Origin of the sequence: Enterococcus ureasiticus (genome assembly GCF_001730285.1) — a bacterium.
Classification (GTDB): domain Bacteria; phylum Bacillota; class Bacilli; order Lactobacillales; family Enterococcaceae; genus Enterococcus_L; species Enterococcus_L ureasiticus.
The window spans coordinates 68,291-91,236 of record NZ_MIJZ01000013.1; the positions used below are offsets into that span (position 1 = coordinate 68,291).

General features: G+C 33.9%; 21 protein-coding genes. 4 read left to right on the plus strand and 17 right to left on the minus strand.

The genetic code is table 11. From position 1 onward, the window contains the following. Positions 1-11 precede the first annotated feature (11 nt). The gene (locus tag BCR21_RS08760) at positions 12-470 is read right to left on the minus strand and encodes a PTS sugar transporter subunit IIA (protein WP_069646091.1); all 459 of its coding nucleotides are present in this window, start codon (positions 468-470) and stop codon (positions 12-14) included. 15 nt (positions 471-485) lie between these two features. Further along, positions 486-1,550, minus strand: coding sequence for an L-ascorbate 6-phosphate lactonase (ulaG, locus tag BCR21_RS08765; protein WP_069646092.1), 1,065 nt, complete (start codon positions 1,548-1,550; stop codon positions 486-488). 196 nt (positions 1,551-1,746) lie between these two features. Between ulaG and BCR21_RS08770 the strand changes: the two genes are divergently transcribed. The 3 genes from BCR21_RS08770 (at position 1,747) to BCR21_RS08780 (ending at position 4,375) form a co-directional block, all read left to right on the plus strand. Next, complete coding sequence (locus BCR21_RS08770) at positions 1,747-2,511, plus strand: hypothetical protein (protein WP_069646093.1); 765 nt, start codon at positions 1,747-1,749, stop codon at positions 2,509-2,511. A gap of 15 nt (positions 2,512-2,526) precedes the next feature. Continuing rightward, positions 2,527-3,294 carry a DeoR/GlpR family DNA-binding transcription regulator gene (locus BCR21_RS08775; RefSeq protein ID WP_069646094.1) on the plus strand — a complete coding sequence of 256 codons (768 nt, stop codon included), beginning with the start codon at positions 2,527-2,529 and terminating at the stop codon, positions 3,292-3,294. A 151-nt stretch (positions 3,295-3,445) separates the two neighbouring features. Next, positions 3,446-4,375, plus strand: a complete 930-nt coding sequence (locus BCR21_RS08780; protein ID WP_069646095.1) for a LysR family transcriptional regulator — start codon at positions 3,446-3,448, stop codon at positions 4,373-4,375. 47 nt (positions 4,376-4,422) lie between these two features. Here the strand turns inward: BCR21_RS08780 and rlmN are convergent, their stop codons facing one another. Further along, entirely contained in the window at positions 4,423-5,499 is a 1,077-nt protein-coding gene (rlmN, locus tag BCR21_RS08785) for a dual-specificity RNA methyltransferase RlmN (protein WP_069646096.1), read from the minus strand. Positions 5,500-5,701: 202 nt separating this feature from the next. On the opposite strand from rlmN, the gene BCR21_RS08790 reads away from it, so the two are divergent. After that, complete coding sequence (locus BCR21_RS08790) at positions 5,702-6,205, plus strand: hypothetical protein (RefSeq protein ID WP_069646097.1); 504 nt, start codon at positions 5,702-5,704, stop codon at positions 6,203-6,205. 47 nt (positions 6,206-6,252) lie between these two features. On the opposite strand, the gene BCR21_RS08795 is transcribed toward BCR21_RS08790, so the two are convergent. The 14 genes from BCR21_RS08795 to BCR21_RS08855 all read right to left on the minus strand — a co-directional run bounded on the left by BCR21_RS08795 (position 6,253) and on the right by BCR21_RS08855 (position 22,849). Then, a complete protein-coding gene (locus BCR21_RS08795; protein WP_069646098.1) occupies positions 6,253-8,076 on the minus strand; it encodes an FtsX-like permease family protein in 1,824 nt (607 codons plus the stop codon). After that, on the minus strand, positions 8,066-8,815 hold the full coding sequence (locus BCR21_RS08800) for an ABC transporter ATP-binding protein (RefSeq protein ID WP_069646099.1): 750 nt from the start codon (positions 8,813-8,815) through the stop codon (positions 8,066-8,068). Before BCR21_RS08800 ends, BCR21_RS08795 begins: the two co-directional genes overlap by 11 nt. 218 nt (positions 8,816-9,033) lie before the next feature. After that, positions 9,034-11,751 (minus strand): Ig-like domain-containing protein, encoded by a 2,718-nt coding sequence (locus BCR21_RS08805; protein WP_167351772.1) that lies wholly within the window; start codon positions 11,749-11,751, stop codon positions 9,034-9,036. Positions 11,752-11,991: 240 nt separating this feature from the next. Further along, a complete protein-coding gene (locus tag BCR21_RS08810; protein WP_069646101.1) occupies positions 11,992-13,056 on the minus strand; it encodes a PA14 domain-containing protein in 1,065 nt (354 codons plus the stop codon). Between the two features lie 202 nt (positions 13,057-13,258). Then, positions 13,259-14,368, minus strand: a complete 1,110-nt coding sequence (locus BCR21_RS08815) for a WxLIP family cell surface protein (protein ID WP_069646102.1) — start codon at positions 14,366-14,368, stop codon at positions 13,259-13,261. A 168-nt stretch (positions 14,369-14,536) separates the two neighbouring features. Then, positions 14,537-15,349 (minus strand): WxL domain-containing protein, encoded by an 813-nt coding sequence (locus tag BCR21_RS08820; protein ID WP_069646103.1) that lies wholly within the window; start codon positions 15,347-15,349, stop codon positions 14,537-14,539. Positions 15,350-15,420: 71 nt separating this feature from the next. Further along, positions 15,421-15,756 carry an LPXTG cell wall anchor domain-containing protein gene (locus BCR21_RS08825; RefSeq protein ID WP_069646104.1) on the minus strand — a complete coding sequence of 112 codons (336 nt, stop codon included), beginning with the start codon at positions 15,754-15,756 and terminating at the stop codon, positions 15,421-15,423. A 3-nt stretch (positions 15,757-15,759) separates the two neighbouring features. Then, on the minus strand, positions 15,760-16,887 hold the full coding sequence (locus BCR21_RS08830; protein WP_069646105.1) for a WxLIP family cell surface protein: 1,128 nt from the start codon (positions 16,885-16,887) through the stop codon (positions 15,760-15,762). A gap of 63 nt (positions 16,888-16,950) precedes the next feature. Continuing rightward, the gene (locus tag BCR21_RS08835) at positions 16,951-17,463 is read right to left on the minus strand and encodes a WxL domain-containing protein (RefSeq protein WP_084013279.1); all 513 of its coding nucleotides are present in this window, start codon (positions 17,461-17,463) and stop codon (positions 16,951-16,953) included. 6 nt (positions 17,464-17,469) lie between these two features. Next, on the minus strand, positions 17,470-17,595 hold the full coding sequence (locus BCR21_RS17270) for a hypothetical protein (protein WP_276204491.1): 126 nt from the start codon (positions 17,593-17,595) through the stop codon (positions 17,470-17,472). 73 nt (positions 17,596-17,668) lie between these two features. Beyond that, positions 17,669-19,444 (minus strand): WxL domain-containing protein, encoded by a 1,776-nt coding sequence (locus tag BCR21_RS08840; protein WP_069646106.1) that lies wholly within the window; start codon positions 19,442-19,444, stop codon positions 17,669-17,671. Positions 19,445-19,513: 69 nt separating this feature from the next. Further along, on the minus strand, positions 19,514-20,194 hold the full coding sequence (locus BCR21_RS08845) for a winged helix-turn-helix domain-containing protein (protein ID WP_069646107.1): 681 nt from the start codon (positions 20,192-20,194) through the stop codon (positions 19,514-19,516). A 209-nt stretch (positions 20,195-20,403) separates the two neighbouring features. Then, positions 20,404-21,510: a tyrosine-type recombinase/integrase gene (locus BCR21_RS08850; RefSeq protein WP_069646108.1), complete on the minus strand. Its 1,107-nt coding sequence runs from the start codon at positions 21,508-21,510 to the stop codon at positions 20,404-20,406. 637 nt (positions 21,511-22,147) lie between these two features. Then, positions 22,148-22,849, minus strand: a complete 702-nt coding sequence (locus BCR21_RS08855; protein WP_069646109.1) for a GntR family transcriptional regulator — start codon at positions 22,847-22,849, stop codon at positions 22,148-22,150. Between the last annotated feature and the right edge of the window lie 97 nt (positions 22,850-22,946).

Sequence of the window (22,946 nt, forward strand, 5' to 3'; positions counted from 1 at the left end):
TCCCCTTCTTTCTATCTATCAAAAGTTGCCATCACTTTTTTGTAATCCTCCATTGTCTTGATTGCCATCAATGCATCAATCAATCCATCAGTCATCAACATTTCTGATAATTTCGAAATATTTTCTACATGCTCTTCACTGTTTTTAGCTGCTAATGTGAAAAATAAACATGCATTTTTGTCTGTATTCCCTTCTTCAAAAACAACATCTTGATTCATTTTTGTGAATGAAATCGCTGTTCCCAAAACACCCTGACTATCTTCTGAAGAATGCGGCATAGCGACACCTGGGACAATCACGATATATGGTCCATATTTTTGAACACATTCTATGATTTCATCTATATATTGTTGCGTGATGATATCTTTTTCTAGCAAGGTCTGACAACTCAGAGTAATCGCTTCTTCCCAATTATCAGGTGTTTTCTCACAAAAACGGATCAACTCATTATCATAAAAATACTTTAGCATCTACTTTCTCCCTTCTTATAAAAATGATGGAAACGGTGTATCATTGTCTGTAGTAAAGACATCATCAAATCCACGATAGAAGTTGAATTCAAGTTTATCTTTATCATTTGGATACGTAAATTTCCCGCCAACCTGCCAAATAAACGGTTTAAATTGATAGTTCAAACGATCTTTTTTAAATTTCCATATTTCTGTAATTTCTTTTGGATCAGCCATAAAGTTTGCCCAAATATCATAATGAACAGGGATAACAACCTTAGCATTCAACGATTCTGCCATACGCAACATATCGACTGAGGTCACTTTGTCCGTAATTCCCCGAGGATTTTCTCCATAAGCCCCTAAACACACATCGATTTTATGTTCATTGCCGTGTTTGGCAAACATATTTGAATAGTGAGAATCGCCCGCATGATAAATATTGCCGCCGCTTGTTTCAAATAAATAATTAACTGCAATTTCATCCATATCTTGAGGTATTTTCCCTTTAAGTATCACTTCTGGGTCTTCACAAGTCACTAAAGCCGTTCTATCAAAAGCTTCTAATGCTACAATATCTACATCCTTGATCGAAACACGATCACCAGGTTTTACAATCGTTGTTTTAGCTTCTGGAATCCCCCACTTTAACCAAGTCTCAACAACTTCTTTAGGTCCAATAAAACGTGCATTTGGGCAATTCTGATGAACTGCTGCTGCCGTATTGATATCTAAATGATCCGAATGGATATGGGTAACGACCAAAGCATCAACCTCTTTGACTGCAAATGGATCGATGACAAAAGGCTGTGTTCTCAGATTAGGCTGCATATTTTCGCATCCACTCATCCGCATCATTTGATGCCCTTTTTTCATTTTGCCATTGCCATGAGATCTCTTCCCTGTTCCACACCATAAATCACATAAAATGTTGGTTCCCTCATGTGACTTCAACCAAATTCCAGTACAACCTAACCACCACATAGAAACAGTTCCCACTTTGACTTCTTCTTGTTCGATTTCCTCATTTAAATACGTCCCCCATTCAGGAAAAGTACTCAAAACCCAGCTTTCTTTTGTTACATCATGAATTGTTGTCATATGATCCCTCCATATTGTCTCTATCTCAATTACACTTTTCATTTTACAATATTTTAAACCGTTTTCAATCTATTTATACGATCATTTAATAATTTTAAGAACGTTTATACGATTAATAATATTTTTATAGGTCATAACATCTTTTTTTATGTTCATATAACTTTTTTTATGATATAGTTTCGATGAGGTGAGGAATATGAAAAATTTCGTTTGGAAAAGTATCTACTTTGGGAAAAAAAGCTTTTTATGGATCGTTTATTTGTTGTTTGCTATCTATATTTTCTATCTAGTCACGAGCGCACAAGAACTCGGAGCAAAGCTGATTTTTGGCGGCTTAGGTGGTATCGTACTTAGTGTTGTTATTCTTTTTGAGTACTTAAAAACCATCTACGAAAAAATGATTTATGCTTTGACTGTTGATTGTGACTTAAAAAAAGCCATTGCTCTAAAAGAAACTTTACAGAAAAAAGATTTGTTTAATGGCTTCAAACAGTCTATTATTATTTTTGACAGCTTACTTTTGTTAGACGAAGGAAATTATCACGTTTGTTTAGATCATTTACATAAAAATCAGCATTTCTTTCACTCTACATTAGATTACCTCTTCATCTATTATCATACGCAAATGTATTGCTTTTCTTTTTTAAACGATGAAGAAAATTTAAATAGTTGTCTAGAAAGCTTGTTTAAGTTAAAAAATGTTAAAAAGAAGCAAATGCGTGGGTTGTTTTCATGGAACGAAATTGCAGGAATGAGATATTTCCATCAAAATAGAAATAAAAAATGTTTAAGCGAATTAGATTTGATTGATAAGAACCGGTTAAATAACCGGGAATTAACTTATCTGTTGTATCTAAAGGGACAGTGTTTACTTAAACTAAATGAACTATCGGAAGGTCATCGTTCATTAAAAGAAGCAAAAGCGCTTGGAAATACACTTGCAGTTGCGCAAATGATTTAGAAAGGAGGAATTTAAATGAAAAGCTCTCACCAAACGATCAAAAATCGTCGAGACAAACTACTTGAATTACTCAATACAGAAACAAGTTTGTTGGTGAAAGAAATAAGCCATGAACTCGACGTTTCAGAAATAACTGTCCGTCGTGATCTAATTGCCTTAGAAAAGATGGGGTTAGTTCAACGTGCCCATGGAAAAGCCCAAATCGTTCCAAAAACTGGTATCGAAGATTACAATGAAGAGATTGAAATCTTGAAAAATGCGATTGCAAAGAAAGCCGCCGAATTTGTTAAAGAGGGAAATACTTTATTTATCAATACAGGGTCAACTGCGCTTTCCTCTTTAAAAAATCTAGAAAACAAACGTGTAACCATTGTCACAAATAATGTCAAGGTCGCCAATCTAGATCACAATCCAAATTCAACTGTTATTTTATCTGGTGGCGAAATTCGTTTTCCTAAAGAAGCTTTAGTTGGTGACATTGCAATCGATTCTTTTTCAAAAATGTCTTCTGATATTTCAATTATCGGCTGCTCTGGACTTAGTATTGAAAACGGCATTACTACGCCAGTCTTACATGAATCTAAAATAAATTCGCTGATCATTGAACGAACAAATGGCTTAGTGATTGTCGTCGCAGATTATCGTAAAATTGGGTTTTCGTCTAATTTTACCAGTGGAAATATTAAAGATATCAATTATTTGATCACAGATACATTTGCTTCTCCTGAAGTGATTCGAGAAATCGAGAAACAAGGTGTACAAGTTATCCAGGTTGAAATCTAAAAGTTCGATATCGTACTATGGAAAAACAGTTCTTTTTTTCATAGTATTTTTATTTATGCTATACTTCAGTTAAAAATAAATTACACACTTCGTGCTGTCACGGTTAAATAAGCTCGATGCTTTCATCTATGAGTAGGAGGAGGATTGGATCATGCGGATCAAACAATTGGATTACATCGTAAAAATCGTTGAATTAGGTTCTGTTAATGAAGCAGCCAAACGTCTCTTCATCACTCAGCCAAGCCTTTCAACTGCTGTGAAAGAATTAGAGCAAGAAATGAATATTCAAATTTTTCAACGGACACAAAAAGGAATGGTTCTTACCACAGAAGGAACTGAGTTTTTGTCCTATGCCCGCCAAATTTTGGAGCAAGTCGATTTGATGGAAGAAAAATACAAAGGTGTAGAGACTCGCCGCAGACTATTTTCTGTTTCTGCACAACATTATGCTTTTGCTGTTCATGCGTTTGTTCAATTAATCAAATCTTATGAAAAAAATGAATATGAATTTACCTTCCGTGAAACACAAACAAACAATATCATCGAAGACGTCAGTACCTTTCAAAGTGAGTTAGGGATTTTATACCTGAACACATTTAATGAAAAAGTGATTCGTAAATTATTAAAAGAAAAACAGCTGATTTTTCATTCCTTGTTTACGGCTCATCCACATGTTTTTGTCAGTAAAAAGAACCCCTTAGTTGGGAAGCAATCCGTAACTTTAGCAGATCTAGAAGATTTTCCTTATCTTTCATTTGAACAAGGACAATTTAATTCCTTTCACTTTTCAGAAGAAATTTTAAGTACACGTTATCATAAGAAAAGTATCAGGGTTAGTGATCGAGCGACATTGTTTAATTTTTTGATTGGATTAGATGGTTATACGATTAGTTCGGGTGTATTAAGTCGAGAATTAAATGATGAAAATATCGTTGCACTGCCTCTGGAAGTTGACGAAACGATGGAAATTGGTTGGATCCATCCTGTTCAGATGTCTTTATCACCAATGGGAGAAGAATATTTACGCTATTTGAAAGAACATATTATTGATTACGGGTTTACTATTTCAAATGAAGAATAAAAAATCCCTGATAAAACCAGTTTGGTTTTATCAGGGATTTTTTAGAGTTAAACTCTTTTCTTTTCTTTTTTGATTTGCTTACTTCTCAATTGTCCGCAAGCCGCATCGATATCTGTGCCATATTCTTTTCTGATCACACAGTTGACGCCATTTTTCTTTAAAATATCATAGAATTTCAACACATCTGCTTTTTCACTACGACTATATTGATCATGTTCACTAACTGGATTGTAAGGAATCAAGTTAACAAAAGTTAATTTCTTCTTGTCCTTCAATAGATCTGCTAATTGTTGCGCATGTTCTGGAAGATCATTCACATGACTTAACATGATATATTCAAACGTGATTCGACGATTCGTTTTTTCCAAATACTCATCAACAGCCTCCATTAATTTTTCAATCGGGAAACTGCGGTTGATACGCATGATCGAAGTTCGAACATCATTATTTGGTGCATGTAGAGAAATTGCTAAGTTAACTTGCAGTCCATTATTAGCAAACTCTTTGATTTTAGGAACTAAGCCACTTGTTGACACAGTAATATGGCGAGCGCCAATTGCCAACCCTTTTGGATCATTGATCGTATGTAGGAAATTCATTAAATTATCGTAGTTATCAAACGGCTCACCGATTCCCATCACCACAATATGACTTACACGTTCACGTTCACCTTCACCACGTTCATCAAAATAATGTTGTACGAGCATGATTTGAGCGACGATTTCACCGGCAGTTAAGTCACGTTGCTTTTTAAGTAAACCACTTGCACAGAAGGTACAGCCGATATTACAACCGACTTGCGTTGTCACACAAACAGACATCCCATATTCTTGACGCATCAAGACTGTTTCGATCATATTTTTATCTGGTAACTCAAAAAGATATTTCACTGTACCATCTTTTGCTTCTTGGATGATCACTTGGCGCAATGGATTGATAATAAAGTTTTCTTCTAATAATTCAATGACATCTTTTGATAAATTGGTCATGTCGCTAAATGCCATGACACGTTTGATATAAAGCCATTCCCATACTTGAGTGGCCCGGAACTTTCTCTCGTCATGTTCGATGAACCATGCGATCAGTTCTTCTTTTGTTAAACCATAAATGGATGCTTTTTCCACTAGTTTTCTTCCTCATTTCTTCTAAACATTCGCTTCATACTATAACTTATTGAACCCGATTTGTCTATATGTTATCTAGGTTAGTCAGTAGAATTAGACATTTCTTATTCCCTTGATTTCCCTTTCAGCAGCAATCGGTCTTATTGTTTGTTTCGCTCTCTTTTCGTTGCTATAATTGTAGGTAAAGAAAAGAGGTTTTTTTATGAAAACTAACGTATGTTTTTTCGCAAGCCCTATCAATGAAAATGCCAGTAATTTTAAAGGTCACACTGATTTACTTTTTGGTTATATTGAAGATACTTTTGCTAAAAATCACCTAGGATTTGAGCTTGCAAAAATTGGTTTGAGCGATGATCACCCTCAAACTGAGCAAAAGGTTCATGATAATATAGAAAAGGCTGACTTGATTATTACTGATTTATCAAGTCACGATCCAAATATCTATTATGAATTAGGTTATGCTAAAGCACTGAAAAAGCGAGTTATTCAAATCCAAAATAAACATTTTGATTCTCTATCATTTGATTTAGGTCATGCCGTTGTTTTATATGATACAACAACAGATGAGGGAATAAATCAGTTCAAAAAAGATATACTAAAAGCTGTAAAATCGCCTACAACTGATAATACGCCTTTATCTTTTTACGCTGAAAATGATGTTGAAATTTCCGGTAGGATCGATGATCAGGGTATTGTAGAAAATTAATTGATAAAAGAAGAGCTGATACAATCTCTATATCAGCCCTTCTTTTTTTATGCTTGAACTAGACGGTAAACTTTTTTGAAATAAAATACACGAGCAATCAGGTAGTAAACGATTTGAATGATTACAAACACGCCTAATACTTGCCAACCTGCTAACTGCATCCCTTGATCAAACATATGATACATTGCAGTAAGAGCAACTGCCCCATGAATCACAGAAACAATGATTGGTGTAAAGAACAAGATTCCTACTTGCTGATAAATCATTTTCTTTAATTCTTTTTTTGCCAATCCCATCTTGTAAATCATCTTGAATTTCTCTACATCGACATCCATATCACTGTATAATCTGAAATATAAGAAACTTCCAGCTGAGACAAAGAAGACGATCCCGATAAAGATTCCAACAAGTAAAATGGGCGCATACATGTCAGTAATCGATTGTTGTGTATAACTTTTTGCCATAAACGGTATATTTTTTTCTTGGAATTGACCGATTGAAACCAACTCTTCATAGCTTGCATTTTTAGGTTGCCAAACAGTCGTTGTTATACTTTCCATGTTTTGTAAATTAGTCGCATCTGGCACAACCAACGTTGTTCCATAGGTAGAAACAACGGTTGTTTTTTCTTTTTTACTCACCGCTAGCGAAGCTCCATCAGGCATTTTCACTTCATTTATAGCTGCTTCTTTTCCATCTATACCATTGTTTGATACTAATTGTACAGCTTTACCTTGCGTTTGAATCGTTGGCTTATTAATTAATTCAGCAAGACGATTATACTCAGATTCTTTAATAAAATGAGCTTGCTCCGCATCTATATAAGTCGTTAGCTCTCCTTCTTCTACATGAATTCCTTTTTCTGCTAATAATTGAGTAAAGTTCTGTTTTATTGATGCAGTTTCTTCAGCTGTTCCTGAGATTTCAAACTCATATGGATTTTGCTTCATACTTTCTAAAATCATATTTTGAAACCCATACAATGTCCCAATGGCAGCAAAAGCCACAGTTGAAATAATTGATACCAAGAAAAATGAGCGTGCATTATCCTTCATGCGGAAAGCTAAATCAGAAAAAACCACCATATTCGTTTTTTTCCAAAAAATAGTTTCTTTCTTTTTAAACCCTTCAATAACTGAAACACTTAGCTGATTGAATAAAAAACGTGTACCGGTAACAACTAAGAAAATAACCGGAATCATGACCACGGGTACTAGCATCCCTTTGACTAGCAACGCAATTGCATACCCTATACCAATCAATAACAGGGCTAAAATTGTTTTAACACGCGAGCTTTTGATCTTACCTTTTCCGAGATCTCCTGCCTTTAGCAGTTCCTGTAAGCTCAACTTTGGCAGACGGAACTGAATGAAAAACGAAATAGCTAAAAACAGAACGGCAAAAGAAAGAACGGTTAAAACAAGCGCCTGTGCTGGAAAATAAAATCCAAATTTGACATGCATCAATTTATTACTTAACCATAAAATCACTTGTGAAAAACCAATTCCAGCAATACTTCCAACAATCGTAGCAAAAAATCCGATGACTAAGTTCTCAATAAAAACCATTTTTTTCAGTTGCTTCGGACTCATTCCTTGAATCATCAGCAGACCAAATTCTCTTTTTCTTGACTGGATAAAAACATCCATCGAGTAAAGAACAAAGAAAAATGCAAAAGCGTATATAATAATAGCCGCTGCAAACATCCCCAATTTAGCTTTTTCATTTAGTCCATTAGCCAATGCTGGATGAAATGCAAAAACCGTAAACGTGAAAAATACCATAACTGAAAATAATGTACTTAAAAAATAAGCCATATAAAGATGCTTATTTCGTAAGGTATTTCGAATAACAAATTGACTAAAACTCATTATCGACACCTTCAATCTCGGATAATTTCACCATGATTTCATCGTAAAACATCTTTTGATTTCCATTGTGATGAATCTCATCGATCAACTCACCATCTTTGATAAACACGATTCGCTTGCAATAACTTGCTGCTAGAGGATCGTGAGTAACCATTAAAATCGTTGCTTTTTCTTCTTCGTTTAATTGTTGCAATAACTGCATTACATCTTTTGACGATTTTGTATCTAAATTCCCTGTAGGTTCATCCGCTAATAATAGTTGTGGTTGATGAATCATTGCCCGGGCTACAGCGACACGTTGGGCTTGACCACCAGAAATTTCTGCGATTCGTTTTTTTAACAAACTTGCAATTCCTAAACGTTTAGCTAAAAGATTGAGTTGCATTTTCATGACTGAAATTTTTTCACCATCCAATGTTAGCGGCAAAATAATATTTTCTTCTACTGTTAAGGTTGGCATTAAATTAAAACTTTGAAAAATAAAACCTAACTCTCTACGTCTGAATTTAGCGATTTCTTCTTGATTCAACTGATTTGGATCTTTTCCATTCATTAAAATCTGTCCATCTGTTGGCTGATCGATTGTTGCCAACAGGTTCAAAAAGGTACTTTTTCCACTTCCGGAAGGCCCCATGATCCCAATAAATTCACTATCATTAACGGTTAAATTCAAGCCTTTTAAGGCTTCATATTTAATTTCTTGTCCATACGTTTTAGATAAATTTTCTACTTGTAACATCGTTATCTCTCCCTTTCTCTACTTCGCTAGTCTAGCCTTTTTCCAACTGACCTACCATAGAAAGGAATAACAAGTTACTTACACTTTTGTAAGTAACTTGTTATAAACAACGATACGTTTTAGTTTTAAACACTATCTCAATTAAACGATTGTTTCTTTAACTTAAATTTGATTAAATCGATTTATTATTTTAGTTCAAACACAATACAAATCACTCGTTAATCCATTGTTATTTCCGAATCTGGGATCGCTTTAGGAGAGTATGGATTACTCGGTGTTTGCCATTTTAAATGGAAATATGAAACGGGTGCTTCTTTATTGTAATGCTCAGTTGTAATTTTAATTGTTTGTCCGGCTTTTAAATGGCGGAAATTAGATAAGGCTCCTCCAATGATATTATCTCGATCAATAATTTTTTCATCATCTAGGTAAACTGAACCATTATCATCCACTTCAATTGAGAAGGTGTACATGCCTGTATCTTTAACTGTTACATATCCTACTTTTTTAACCTTATAATAATCAGTGCCCAAACCTGGATAGGGTTCTACATTATTATAATCATCGTCAAAGTTTGTTGCTGTTCCTATGCCTTTTTCTATGAAATAACCTAAATATTTTGGAAAATCATAGAAAGTTGCACCAACCCCTTGTTTCTTCCGAACAGTTACTTTTACAATGGCTGTTTTACCATTTGACGCTGTTACTGTGATTGTTGTTTCTCCCACTGCTTTTGCTACCCAATTCCCCTCTTTATCTACTGTCATGATCTCTGGATTCGCACTGATGAAGGTCACATTTTTATTTGTAGCGTTGCTAGGCGTAATTGTCACTTTTAGTGAACCGGTGTCTCCTACATATTGGTCTAATACAGATGGTTCTACAGTGAGTCCATCTACAGGGATCTCTCTTTCTCTTACCGTTACTTGTACAATAGCTGTTTTGCCATTTGACGCGGTTACTGTGATTGTTGTTTTGCCCACTGCTTTTGCTACCCAATTCCCCTCTTTATCTACTGTCATGATCTCTGGATTCGCACTGATGAAGGTCACATTTTTATTTGTAGCGTTGCTAGGCGTAATTGTCACTTTTAGTGAACCGGTGTCTCCTACATATTGGTCTAATACAGATGGTTCTACAGTGAGTCCATCTACAGGGATCTCTCTTTCTCTTACCGTTACTTGTACAATAGCTGTTTTGCCATTTGACGCGGTTACTGTGATTGTTGTTTTGCCCACTGCTTTTGCTACCCAATTCCCCTCTTTATCTACTGTCATGATCTCTGGATTCGCACTGATGAAGGTCACATTTTTATTTGTAGCGTTGCTAGGCGTAATTGTCACTTTTAGTGAACCGGTGTCTCCTACATATTGGTCTAATACAGATGGTTCTACAGTAAGTCCATCTACAGGGATCTCTCTTTCTCTTACCGTTACATTGACCATACTCATTTTGCCATTAGGTGTCATTACTATAATTACCGTTTTCCCTGGCGCTTTTGCTTCCCAGTTACCATCTTTGTCTACTGTCATAATAGATGGATCAGCGCTGGTAAAAGTCACATCCTTAACCGTTGTATTACTAGGTTGGAAAGTCACTTTAAGTTTACCTGTATCTCCTACAAATTGATCCAACACTTTAGGTTCTACTGTAATACTTTCTGGCAATACTTCTTTTTCTCTAACCGTTACTTGCACAGTCGCTAATTTACCATTTGAGGTAGTCACGATAATCATTGTGCTGCCAGGTGCTTTTGCTTCCCAATTACCATCCTTATCTATGGTCATTATAGAGGGATCTACAACAGTATAGGTTACATTTTTATTTGTGGCATTATCAGGAGTAATCGTGACCTTTAATTTCCCTGTATCTCCCACATATTGGTCTAATACTTTTGGCTCCACAGAAATACCGTCAACAGGTATTTCCTTAACTGTGACTCTTACAAAATCTGTTTTCCCGTTTTTCGTTGTTACCGTAATGACCGTATTGCCAATAGCTTTTGCTGCCCAGTTCCCCTCTTTATCTACTGTCATAATACTTGGATCAGCACTGGTGAAGGTCACTTCTTTATCTGTCGCATTATTAGGAGTAATCGTGACTTTTAATTTACCTGTATCTCCTACAAACTGAATTAACTCTTTAGGTTCCACTTTGATATCTGATACAGGAATATTCTCAAATAACGCTAAGTTAATATTTTTTTTCTTGTCCTGAGATTTTAAATCAAATTGTATACTTTTTCCATTCTGATCAAAGTTACTATTTTTAATTACCTCATATTGAGAGGGAATCGAAATCGGTTTGATCTCATATGTTTTATCTGGCTCGATTTTTGAAAACAAATAGTTTCCATCTACATCTGATTTAACTGTTTGGACAAGTGTTGAACTTCCGATTAAATAAAGGCCTAATTCTATCCCTGCTATTCCTTTTTCTGTTGCATCTTTGATACCACTTTTATTTTCATCATTGAAAATTGTTCCTGCTATAGAGGCACCAGCAGAATTAAACCCCATCCAAGCACCAGTATATGTTTCTCCATCATCTAGTTCAAAAAAACTGGAGAATCCTTCTGCATCAAATTTTATATCTCCTTCAGTAACTTTGATGTATCCAGTTGGGTAATCTATTTTTAAGCTATACATATTGGCAGGAAGCTTATCAAAAGTGTATTTACCTTCTTTATTAGTTATGGTTTTAGTAATTTCTGCACTAGAATCATCTAATAATTTTACTGTAATTCCTTCAATTCCCGCCTCGTTAGCTTCTTGTTTACCATTTACATTTAAATCTTCAAACAAGACACCACTAATAGAAGCTGTTCCTTCTGCTTTACTGACTGTCTCTTTTGCCATCGCAGATGTCCCAGAAGCAAACACACATAGAAAAATAATTAAAGCTATAAATACATTTATTCGTTTATTTTTTTTCATTTTATCCACCTTCCTTAAAAACATTTTTTGGATTTTTTTATAATAAAAAATTTCCCAAAACTCTGAAAACATTTCGCACTCTTGTCGTTTATCACTTAGTAACTAAAACTATTTAGAGACGAAATATTTAGTTTTGGGATTTTTTTAAATTATTAATAGTACTTTTCTATAAATTAATAATAATGTGTATACTAATTTATAGGTTCAAAATAGGGGTAAACAGCTTGTTATTTATTTCTTTTAAACACCGTTTAAGTCTGGAGTTGTGTATAGTAATTCTTGAGGAATTAATTTATACGGAACCGGGCTAGATGGCGTTGACCATCTTAAATCGTAACTATATCTAGTGGGTGAAACTTGAGATGGTCCGTAAAATGGTGCAACGACCTTAACTTTAATGATCTGTCCAGCTTGCAGATACATAGGATATGTCTCTTGAACAAGGACATCATTAATATAAACTTGAGGAATTATTGAGCCACTAGAAGCGAATCTATAATTACCAGTATCAGTTAACTTAATATAGGCTGTCTTTTTAACTTGGAATCCAGATGCTGGATCAATACCTGGATAAGGTTGTTCATTATACTGACAACTGAAATCAAGTGTACTATCTTCAAATTGACTAGCAACAGGAATAAAGCTAATAGTTTGACCTTGACGTTTTTCATATTCTGTAAAAACTCCATGTACTAATTTATCAGGAACAACTACATCAACCCCTAATAAATCAGGTGTTGTGTAAAGTAACTCTTGTGGAATACGCTGAACAGGAGAATTAAGCCCGTTAGCTGGTGATTTCCAATAAAGATCTGTTCTGTATTGTCCAGCATTACTTGAAGCTGAAGTAGGGAAGGAGCTAATAACTTTTATCTTTACAATTTGACCATCTTGCAAGGAAACATAAGGATATGTTGGTTGAACCAGCACATCATTTATATATACCTGAACATTACCAGAAGAACTTGTTGAAAACATATAAGTTCCTGTACCACTTACCTTCATATAAGCAGTCTCGCTCACTCTAAAGCCATTACTAGGCTTGATGCCTGGATAGGGTTCTCTATTTGTATTACAACTATAATCTAAATTTTTGTTTTCGTATTGACTCGCTACTGGAATATAATTAATTCCTTCTCTTTTAAAGTACTCTGTGTATACTCCATGAACCAATTTTGCATCCGCTCTACTTAATGGATTTTCCTCTTCTGCTAAAGCAATACTTGAATTTACGATAGTTACTGTGAAACAAGCAATTAAAATACAACCAATTAATGAAATTCTTTTTTTCATATTCAAAATCATTTTTTTCCATCCTTTTTTTTTTTATGTTTACCCCATCGAGATTGTACCACTAAAAAAATACCATGTAAATAGTTTAATAAAATTTACATTTAGTTCAGAGGAAAACATATATAAAATAAATAATCAGATATTTATTTAACTCTACATACTCTTTTTTTATACAATGTTCTTTAAAAGAAAATGATCGCTAAAAAAGTGTTCGTCATATTGTTTTTCCCTTAGACTTATTTTTTTTATTTGTGTTTAGTTGGTTAACGTTCTTTTTTTTCTTTTTGCGCCTCTTTTTCTTTCGCTTTCTCAAAATAATGGCAACTAAAACGACAGCGATCAAAATACTCCCCATCCCTAGAGCTAACCATAAAACTAAATTTTTATCATCATTTTGTAAATATACTGATTCATCATTAAATTTATTTGCTTCTTTTTCAGAAATAGTGAACTCTTTTTTTAATTCATAGTTCTTTTCATCTGCCGTCACTTTAATTAATGCTTCGTATTTTCCAGCAATCATTTCTGTGTCTTTCATATCAAAACCAAACTTTACAGTCGAATTTGGCGCCATCTGAAAAGCATCTTCTTTTCTGGTATACATCACTTTATTCGTTTTTTTAGAAATAACTTTACTGTCAATCGTCATTTTATGAATAATACTAGGTGCTTGATTTTGTAGTACAGCTTCTATAAAGTTATGAAAATTACGTTGTCCAGCCTCTACTTTGATCAATTCTAGTTTATTTTCGGCTTTTGTGTTTGATTCTGTTACTACTATTGGAAGACTGTATGAAAAAGTATTTATCACAGCTTTATCTTTATCTTTTTCGTTTTTTTGATACTTTTCTGAGAAATGAAGTCCGCCTAATACCTGTCCTTCATATGGTACTTCAGGTACATTTATTTCAGCGATAATTTCTTTAGTCTCTTTTGCCTCTAATTTAACTGTTGGCTCCTTCACTTGAACAAGATCTTTTATATCAGTTAGCATGGTGCTATCTTTTTTTTTATCAAATTCTTTGTAGCTTATGACGCCTCCATCACTCGTTGTACCTCTCGTTACTTCAATAAAAACTTCTATAGGATAATCAGAATAATTCTTTACTTTTGCCTTTATCACTTGCTGACTACCAGGTGTTACTTTTAAATCATAATAGCCACTTTCTCCTTTTTGCTGATTCTCAGGATAGATAGCTTCAACAGAAAAAGCTGCCCCTGTCCCTCCTGTTTCATTCGCCCCAGAAGCTTGGACCTGATTTATTGGTAGAAGAAAAACACATAGCCAAATTAAGCATAAAACATATCTATTCAATTTACGCATCTAATTGCTCCTTCATGGAAAATAGAAGTTTAGATAAAAGTTCGTTACACCTTATACCTAGGTGAGTATCCTTAAAAATAATTCTAAACTTTTACCACCATTCATTCGATAATAGTAGATCTGAGGTACAGCTCTTTGAGCTATACCTCAGATCTATTATTCAATTTTTTAAGATAAGGGACTTAGTGTTGGTTTTAGCTCCCAATTCAATACAGCTTGATATTTTCCAGTTTCAACAGCTGTATTTGCTGGCATTCTAAATGTTACACCATCAGTAAGAGAGTCTTTTGTATTAGTCCCTTTACTATTTGTTCCTAATGCAAGTGAATAGTCACCAACACCTTGACCTTTTGCAGAATCAGAATTTGCGATCGAAACTTCTGTCCCTGGTGTTAAAACTAATCCATTAGCTACATCGGTTCCAGCAGCTTTTGAGTTGATTGTAGGCTTAGTCGTGCTTGTACCTTCATAATTTGCATTAGTGAATACAATTTCAGCACCTTCGATTTTTTTCGTTGTATCTCCTACTAAAGAAAATTGACTAGAGGTTACAGAGACAGTCCAACCAGTACCACGTTCTGTTCTCATATCATGAGTTGTAATCCATGGTGCACGATAGACTTTCGTCTTATTCTCATCCCAAGCTGCAACAACTTTAGCATTTGCAGTTACTGCTGCACTAGTTTTTTGTTTTGAACCAAAATCTATATCTGGCACTACAACTAATTTTAAATCACCTGGATTATTATTGCCTCCAGGTTTATCTGGGTTTTCTGGATCTGTTGGATCAACCGGATTGGTTGGCTTATCTGGATTTTCTGGATCTGGAATGTTATTAGATCCATCATCTGTAAAGGTAATATTTCCGTTAGACACTCCTTTTGTTGCCTCTGGATACGTAGCTGCGTCTGCGTTTAACGCACCTACCCCTACGATTGCGGCCAAAGCGGCACTGCTCATTACTAATTTTGTCAATTTCATTATTTACTCTCTCCTTATAACCTTTTTTTATTATTAAAGTATATATACTTTAGTAACCCATCATTAATTTTTTATCGCTTACTTCTCTTTTTCATTATCCAAACAAATGCTATAAGAACTAATACAAGGCCAATAACAAGTATAGAAATGGTACTTGTTTCTCCCGTATTTGGAAAACGCGGTTTACTTGAAAGCTCTTTTGGTTTCCCTTGAAGCTCTGTTTCTTTAGAAGCGGAGGGATTAGAAGTAGTTGTTGTTCTTGTATCCTCTGTTTCATAAAAACGAATTCCTCCAACAGTTGTTGAATTAGCTGGTCCATTGTACTCTTCGGCTATTGTCAAAGAGCTTGGACTTAACAAACTTATACAGAGGAGAGCGAAACCCATGATACACACTATTTTTTTCATATCCTACTCCTTTCTTTGCATTTTTTCTGTTTCGTTACTTTTCAAAACTTTCTTTCGCTTCTTCTTTTTTCTTCGCTGCTCTTTTCGTTTTTTCATCTCTTGTTTTCTTTTGTAGATACGAAAAAGAACAAATAGTAGAATAATTAGGAGCAATAATGAAAGACTTATCAACATCAGAACTAGATGGCTTTCAAAAATATTTTCTTTTTTGATACTCACATCTTTTTTATTATAATTAGTTGCTTCTTCTGATGTTATTTGAAATTTTTGATCAAAATGCCAGACCTTTTCCTTTTGAGTAGCTGTTCCTTTAAATTCATAAGTTCCAGCTTTAAAAGGCTCACCATTTAGAGGAATTGGTAAATCAAATGTACTATTTGGAGCAATGGATACGTTCTTTTTATCTAACGTCAATAATGGTGTTTGAGACTCATATTTTGTTACGGTACCTTTAATGTCCACTGCTGATAAATATGCTGGCTGAGCGTTTTCAAATAATAAACTAATAACATTTCTAGCATTTTCTTGATCACCACTCACTTTTTTTAAAGCTAAATCACCTACAACTTCTTCACTCTTATCATTTGTTCTCAAAACCAAACCAATTTCTCTAGCAAAATTATTCTTTATATTTCCTTCTGTTTTAGCTATCGTTTTGTTGTATAAATATAATCCTCCAGCTAAAATTCCTTCAAATGGCTGTTTTGGCATTTTCACATGTAACTTTAGCGTATATTCTTCATGTGGTTTTAGTATGATTTCTTTCTCTGTAATGGTTATGATATCTTCGATATTGTAGGCTAAGCCCGCAGTATTCTGTTTACTTTTAACAGAATAGGTCACAACCCCTGCACGATTTGTTTGAGCACGATTAATAGAAGGAACAACAACAATCTCCTTAGAGGTAGCGTTCGTCAATAGAACTTCTAATTCTTGTGTTTGGCTAGGCGTCAAATTCAGATCAAAGTATGTGACTTCTTTTTTGTGCTGATTATCTGGCAGTTTGACATCCGTTGTAAATCCCGCAAATGATTCTTTGTCTGTAGCATAAACAGTTATATTTGCAACAAAAAATGAACTGATCACTACTCCTAAGACGAAAAAAATAAATAATTTTGATTTGCTCTTCATCGTTATACCTTTCAGAAATAAACTATAAGAAAATTGCCTCTCTTGATTTATCTATTTACTCTTTTATGGTGCAGGTGTATCTGATAGCGTCCAGGTTAAACTAGATTGGTATTCTACAGATTTTCTTGCCGTTTCAGCTGGAACTGCTAGTTCAAATTTAGATAATCCTAGCGTTGAAATACCATCACCCGTTGTCGCTTTAGCTCCAAATATTAGTTGTTCGCCTCCAGCGCCTGGTACTAAGGTAAGTGAGTTATTGATTTTGCCTCCAGTTGGTAGGGTTCCGCCAATATTCGTTGCCGCACCAGTTGTGATCGTTAAAGCTGCATTTGTTAACTGACCAGTACCGCCTTTCTCTGTAAATTGAGTCGATTGAGCTACTTTTACACTCCAACCAGCTTTACTCCCTCGAGCATCATTAACAGTTAATTTGCCTGTTGTAACTGGTCCAGCTTCTGTGCCATTATCAGTAGCTATCCATTTTTCTGCTAGTTTATTTTGAATTTTGTGTGAACCAAAATTTAAATTATCAGGCAATCCGGAACCTAAACTACCATCTCCAGGATCAATTATCATATCTCCTTAAGTATACGTAACCGTTGCATTCGTTGTTTTAGTATCTTTATCTGCAGCTAATGCTTGACTTGAAAAGCCTATAGTAGTTAGTACGAATCCAGATAATAAAGTTGTCGTCATTAATTTTTTCATTCTAAAAAAACCTCCAAAATAATTTTTATATTCAGCTTTTTCAAGCTTTATAACTTATTTGATCTCATTTATTCTATTGTGGTACATCAGATAACGTCCATGTAAGAGATGACGTATATTGACTTGCTTTTTTATTTGCTTCTTTAGGAACGGTTAAAGAAAATTTTTCCAACGGTATTGTCGTTGTCCCTACTCCTTCTGTTGCTTTTGCTACAGCAATCATATTCTCCACACCACTTTTCAATGAAACTAGTTCTTTTACCTGACTTGGTATGTTAGAGGTTGTATTCGTTACTTGGCCAACTTCTAAATCAAGCTTAGTATTGGCTAACGGGCTTCCTTCAGAAGTAACAAAATCCGCTTCTTGCTTTACTTTCAATGTCCAACCACCATTTAAACGAGTATCATCAATCACTACTTTCCCTGTAGTTTGAATCCCATTTTCATTTGCAGTAAATGTTTCATCTTTAGCATTTTGAATTTTGGTTTTTCCAAAGTCTAGATTTGTAGGAAATGTACTATTATTCATGTTTACTTCTGCTTTTTTATTTGTTTTATTTTTCATATTTGTAGGAAACCAAAGTGGTTTAGACGCGGAATCTGGATACACTAACTCTCTATCTTTAAGACTGACATCTATCGGTGTACTATCGAGCACATAACCATCTGGTGCTTTAGTTTCAATAAATGAATAGCTTCCTGAAAAAAGCTGATCAACTTGAACAATACCTTTATCCGTTGAGACTAATCCTTCTTTCACAACTTCTGTTGTATTATCTGGTTTATTTTTTACTAATTTAAATTCAGCTCCTGGAAGCACTGCGTTAGTTGATTCATCTCGTTTTGTTACCTTGACGCTCCCCCAGCCTTTCAAGTACTCAATCGTCACTGTTGGATTAGCTGATGGCAAATCAACCTCAAAATAAGTTGCTCCTCTACGTGCATAATAACCAAGAACGTCACTTGTTCCACCAGCAACTCTATATTTGCCTGGCTGTAAATCAATAAACGTGTACTCACCGTTCACTGTTGATACTGATTTTAAAGGAGCTGATAAATCATCGTAAGAAAAAAGAACAACCCTACCATTGATTGGTATACTGTGGTCGTCAGCATCTACCGTGTTCACCTTAATTGAATAGGTCTCAACTTTGCTATCAGCAGATGTTTTTTGGGGTTCAAGTTCTTTTAAACCTTTTTTTAGTTCAATTCCTTTTCCTGTTGATTTTTCTTGTGCTTCAGATTTTATTTTTTCCGTTGAATCAATGGTTGTTTTTTCTAGTGGCGATATTTTTAAAACTTTTAATTCCAAATCTGACTCTTTATTTGTCTCAAACTTAAACGATAATAACTGATTTTTGTTTGCAACTGAAGAATCTAAGTTTGCTATAAAGGTAAGATCCACTTCTCTTTTTTTTAATCCAACAAAAAATTCACTTACTTGAAAGGAAATTAATTTTGATTCTTTAAAGTCATCAGCTATTTCCCATTTCCCTAAAATATTGCCTTGTTTATCTTTCACTTCAACCGGTTCAGTGCTAGTTGGCGTAAGATAAGGAACTTTAGTAGTAAATATTTGATTTTTTTTAAGTTTCATTTCATTTGGGATCGATACATGGTATTTCACTTGAAAAGAATCATCGTACTTGATTGAATCTCCATTTTTAAGGTCTGTTTTAGCTGTAGTACCTACTTTTGAATCATATTTTGATAAACTGACATTTTTAAAAACAGATGTTTCTGTGGTTATTTTTTCACTGTCAGCTCGAATCTTCTCATTTCCAAAATAGTTCAGAAATAATATACCTAAACAGGCTAACAAAATTACTACTCTAATTTTTTTTCTCATGTTTAACAACTCCTTGGATAGGGTATTTTAATAAAAAAGGGTCCTGATTTATGCATATAAATCGTTTTTTTATATGATGTTCTTATTTAATCGAAATCCTTTCGTTCGGATTGTTCGTATTAAGTCTTTTCCCTCTTCTCCTAATTTTTTTCGAATCAAAAATATTATATTAGCGACTCGATATTGTCGTCCTTCTGGCTCTCCTTTCCATAAGTGATTAGAAATTTCTTGATAGGTAACTACTTCGTCAGCGTGTTCATAAAGAAAAGATACTGTTTGAAATTCTAATCGAGTCAAACCAATTTCTGATTGTCCATTAAGTGACACACTTTGCGCGTCTCTATTTAAGATAACGGAAGAAGAATTTTCAGCTGACGTTTCAGGGAGCACCAGACACTTCAATGTATTTTTTATAATAATAAAATCATTTTCTTCTTCTTCATTGTCTTTAACAAGAATGCCATTTGCGCCTAAATGGAGACATAGCTTCTGTTCAATCTGCGTCATAGGAGTATCTGTATATAGCCATATTGGAATGAAGAGTTTTTCCTTTCTCAAGTTGGTCAACCATTCTAATCCCCTGATTGTATGATTGTTTATTTTCTGATTTACATTTATTAAAATTCCATCAACTTCACTTAATTGTTCCATTTTCTTGATTTCTTTTGATTTAAATCCATATGAATGTATTTTTTCACTCATTTCTATATCAAAAGGATATTCCGACATGATTATTCCTAGTGTATACATTTAATAGGTCTCTCCTTGTTTCATATTTTTATGTAAAACATGAAAAAACTGCTAGACTATCTATGCCTTAAGGAATAGGAATACTGTTTGACGGCGAATCTGACGGCGGGAAATATTGAAAAAAATAGTTTATAAGTCTTTCTTTTATACAATGACGAATCTTATCACTTGGATAAAAAGGAAACATTTACATTTCTGTTTCACTTAATTTAAAACTCTAATCCATCTAATTTTTTTATAGCTATACGATTTTCTTCTAAAAATGAACTGGTATAAGTATCTAAAGTTAACTTTATAGAAGAATGTCCCAACAAAGAACTGATAGCTGCAATATTGACTCCTAACTCTACACACCGAGTGGCAAAAGTATGCCTCAACGAATGAAATGATATACCTTCCAATCCAAGTTGCTGTTTTATTTGTTCAAAACGGTAACTGACTGTTCTAGGCTCAATGGCATGATCTCCATTAGCAATAACGAATGGTGATTGCGAATCCTCTTTCCATGTCAGCAACGATTTTTTCAATTTTAAAGATATTGGAATAAAACGATTGGAGTTTGGTGTTTTTGGTGCTGTTTCGATAATTTGTGTTTTATTTCCAGAATCATCAGGTAAACAGATTCTCTGTTTCGTCCTGTTGACGTGTATAATCGAAGACTGAAAATCAATATCTTCCCATTTTAATGCGCATATTTCACCAATACGCATACCAGTTTCTAATGCTATTAATATAGGTAGGCCTTTTTTTGTTTGTAGACTAACTTGTTCAATCGCCTTATGTTCTGCTCGCGTAAGCGCTCGAACTTTTTCCTTATTTACTTTTGGTAATGTTACATCTTCACATGGATTAGAATAAATGTAAGCTCGATCTTTAGCTGCTTCAAAACAACTTTTGACGATTCGAAAGATGACGTGAACAGAGCTTGCAGATAGTCTGCCAGATAACTGACTGATTAATTGTTCAATATCATCTGGGACGATTTTCTTCAATGGCCGATGTTCTAGGAAAGGTAAAATATGTAAGTCAATTTTATTTTTGTAACTTGCAAATGTACTGTCTTTTATCTTAGGGGCCATAATCGTTGTCATCCAAATTTGGCTCCATTCTCCAAACGTTCCGTGAAATTCTTTTTTGCTTTTAGTATAAAATACGCTCGTTTGAACTTTTTTCTCAAACAGTTGCTCTTTTACAGAGCGATAGGAATAGGCATAGACATAACCATAATGAATGGAACCATCCGTCTTTCTTCCTTTTGGATATCTCCCTTCCCATCGACCATCTTTCCTTTTGTAAATATTTTCTCCTTTAGTCAAAAAAATCAAATCCTTTTCTATAAATTTTGACGGCGCAATTGACGGCTTAAAAAAACATCCTTTATTACACTAGGCTATTTGACAACATAATAAACGAAATTCTCATTTTTTTGTAGTAATATGCTAAAAATTGAGAATTTTAATTAAAAAAACCTATTGATTTATTGATTTTAAAGGGATATACTAATCTCAGTTAAGGAATTTCATGTTTTACATAAAAATACGAAAAGTAATCAATTATATACATAAAGAATTATTTTATTAAATAAAAAAACTCGAACTATTTTATCAAATAAAAATAAAATAACAAATATAAATGATTTGAAAAAACAAGAAAAAATTTTCTTCTTACTAAAAGATATTAATATCAACCGCCTAAAAAGATGTTACTTTCATTGTTAATTCACCATATCTTGCCTTTTTATATACTTTAAAAGAAGGCGTTTCATAAAAGATAAATTCTCTTGAATTTGAAATACAACTAAAAGAAGAGCTTCTACCAACTAAAGTTGATAAAAGCTCTTCTTTTAGTAACATTTCAATCTTAATTTCGTTTTGTATAAGTAGCTTGAATCGTTTTTGTAACTAAAAAATTGTACATTTCCCTTGTAGATTAAATATCTTTTATTAACAATTCTTATGCTTCGTACTCAATAACATATGGATAAATAGCCGTATTGTAGATTGCTTCAGAATACTCAACGATTTTCCCTGATAACGCAATTGATTTCCTGATTCGTTTTAGCCCATTTTTCTCAGAAGTAGCTAGAATTTTTTTTTGTTCTGTCGTTAATTCAACAGTTTGGAAACTATCTTCAAACTTAATGATCTCGATACCATGTTGATCCATTAGGCGATATAATGATTCATTTTCAAAATCTTCCAAAGGAACATCCGCTAAACTATTCGGTAAAAAGTAGTTAAAGTAAATATATGGTTGGTCATCTAAAGTATATAGACGAGAAACTTTTACTGCATTTTCACCTAAAGATTGATAAACTGGAGAATCAGAGTCTAACGTTACTTTCTCCAGGCTCAAAATTTTCTTTGCTACTTTTTGTCCTGATTCATTTAAATATTCTGTAAATGTACCCGCTTTAGACAATTTATTGTAGGGACGGTTACTTAAAACAGTCGTTCCTTTCCCACTTTTTTTCTCCACTAATTCTTCTGATGATAATAACTCAATTGCACGACGAACAGTGATTTTACTTACGTCAAACAATTGTTCAAGTTCAGCTTCTGTTGGCAATAATGAACCTACAGGATATGTACCATTCATAATATCTGATTTGATTTGTTCTGCTACGTCTAAATATAATACACTTTTTCTTCTCATGTGATCCATCCTTATACTCTTTATTTAGTCTATCGTTTCATTTTAATTTATTCGCTATTCATTTAGATTACCCTAATTCTAATCGTATTTATGATTT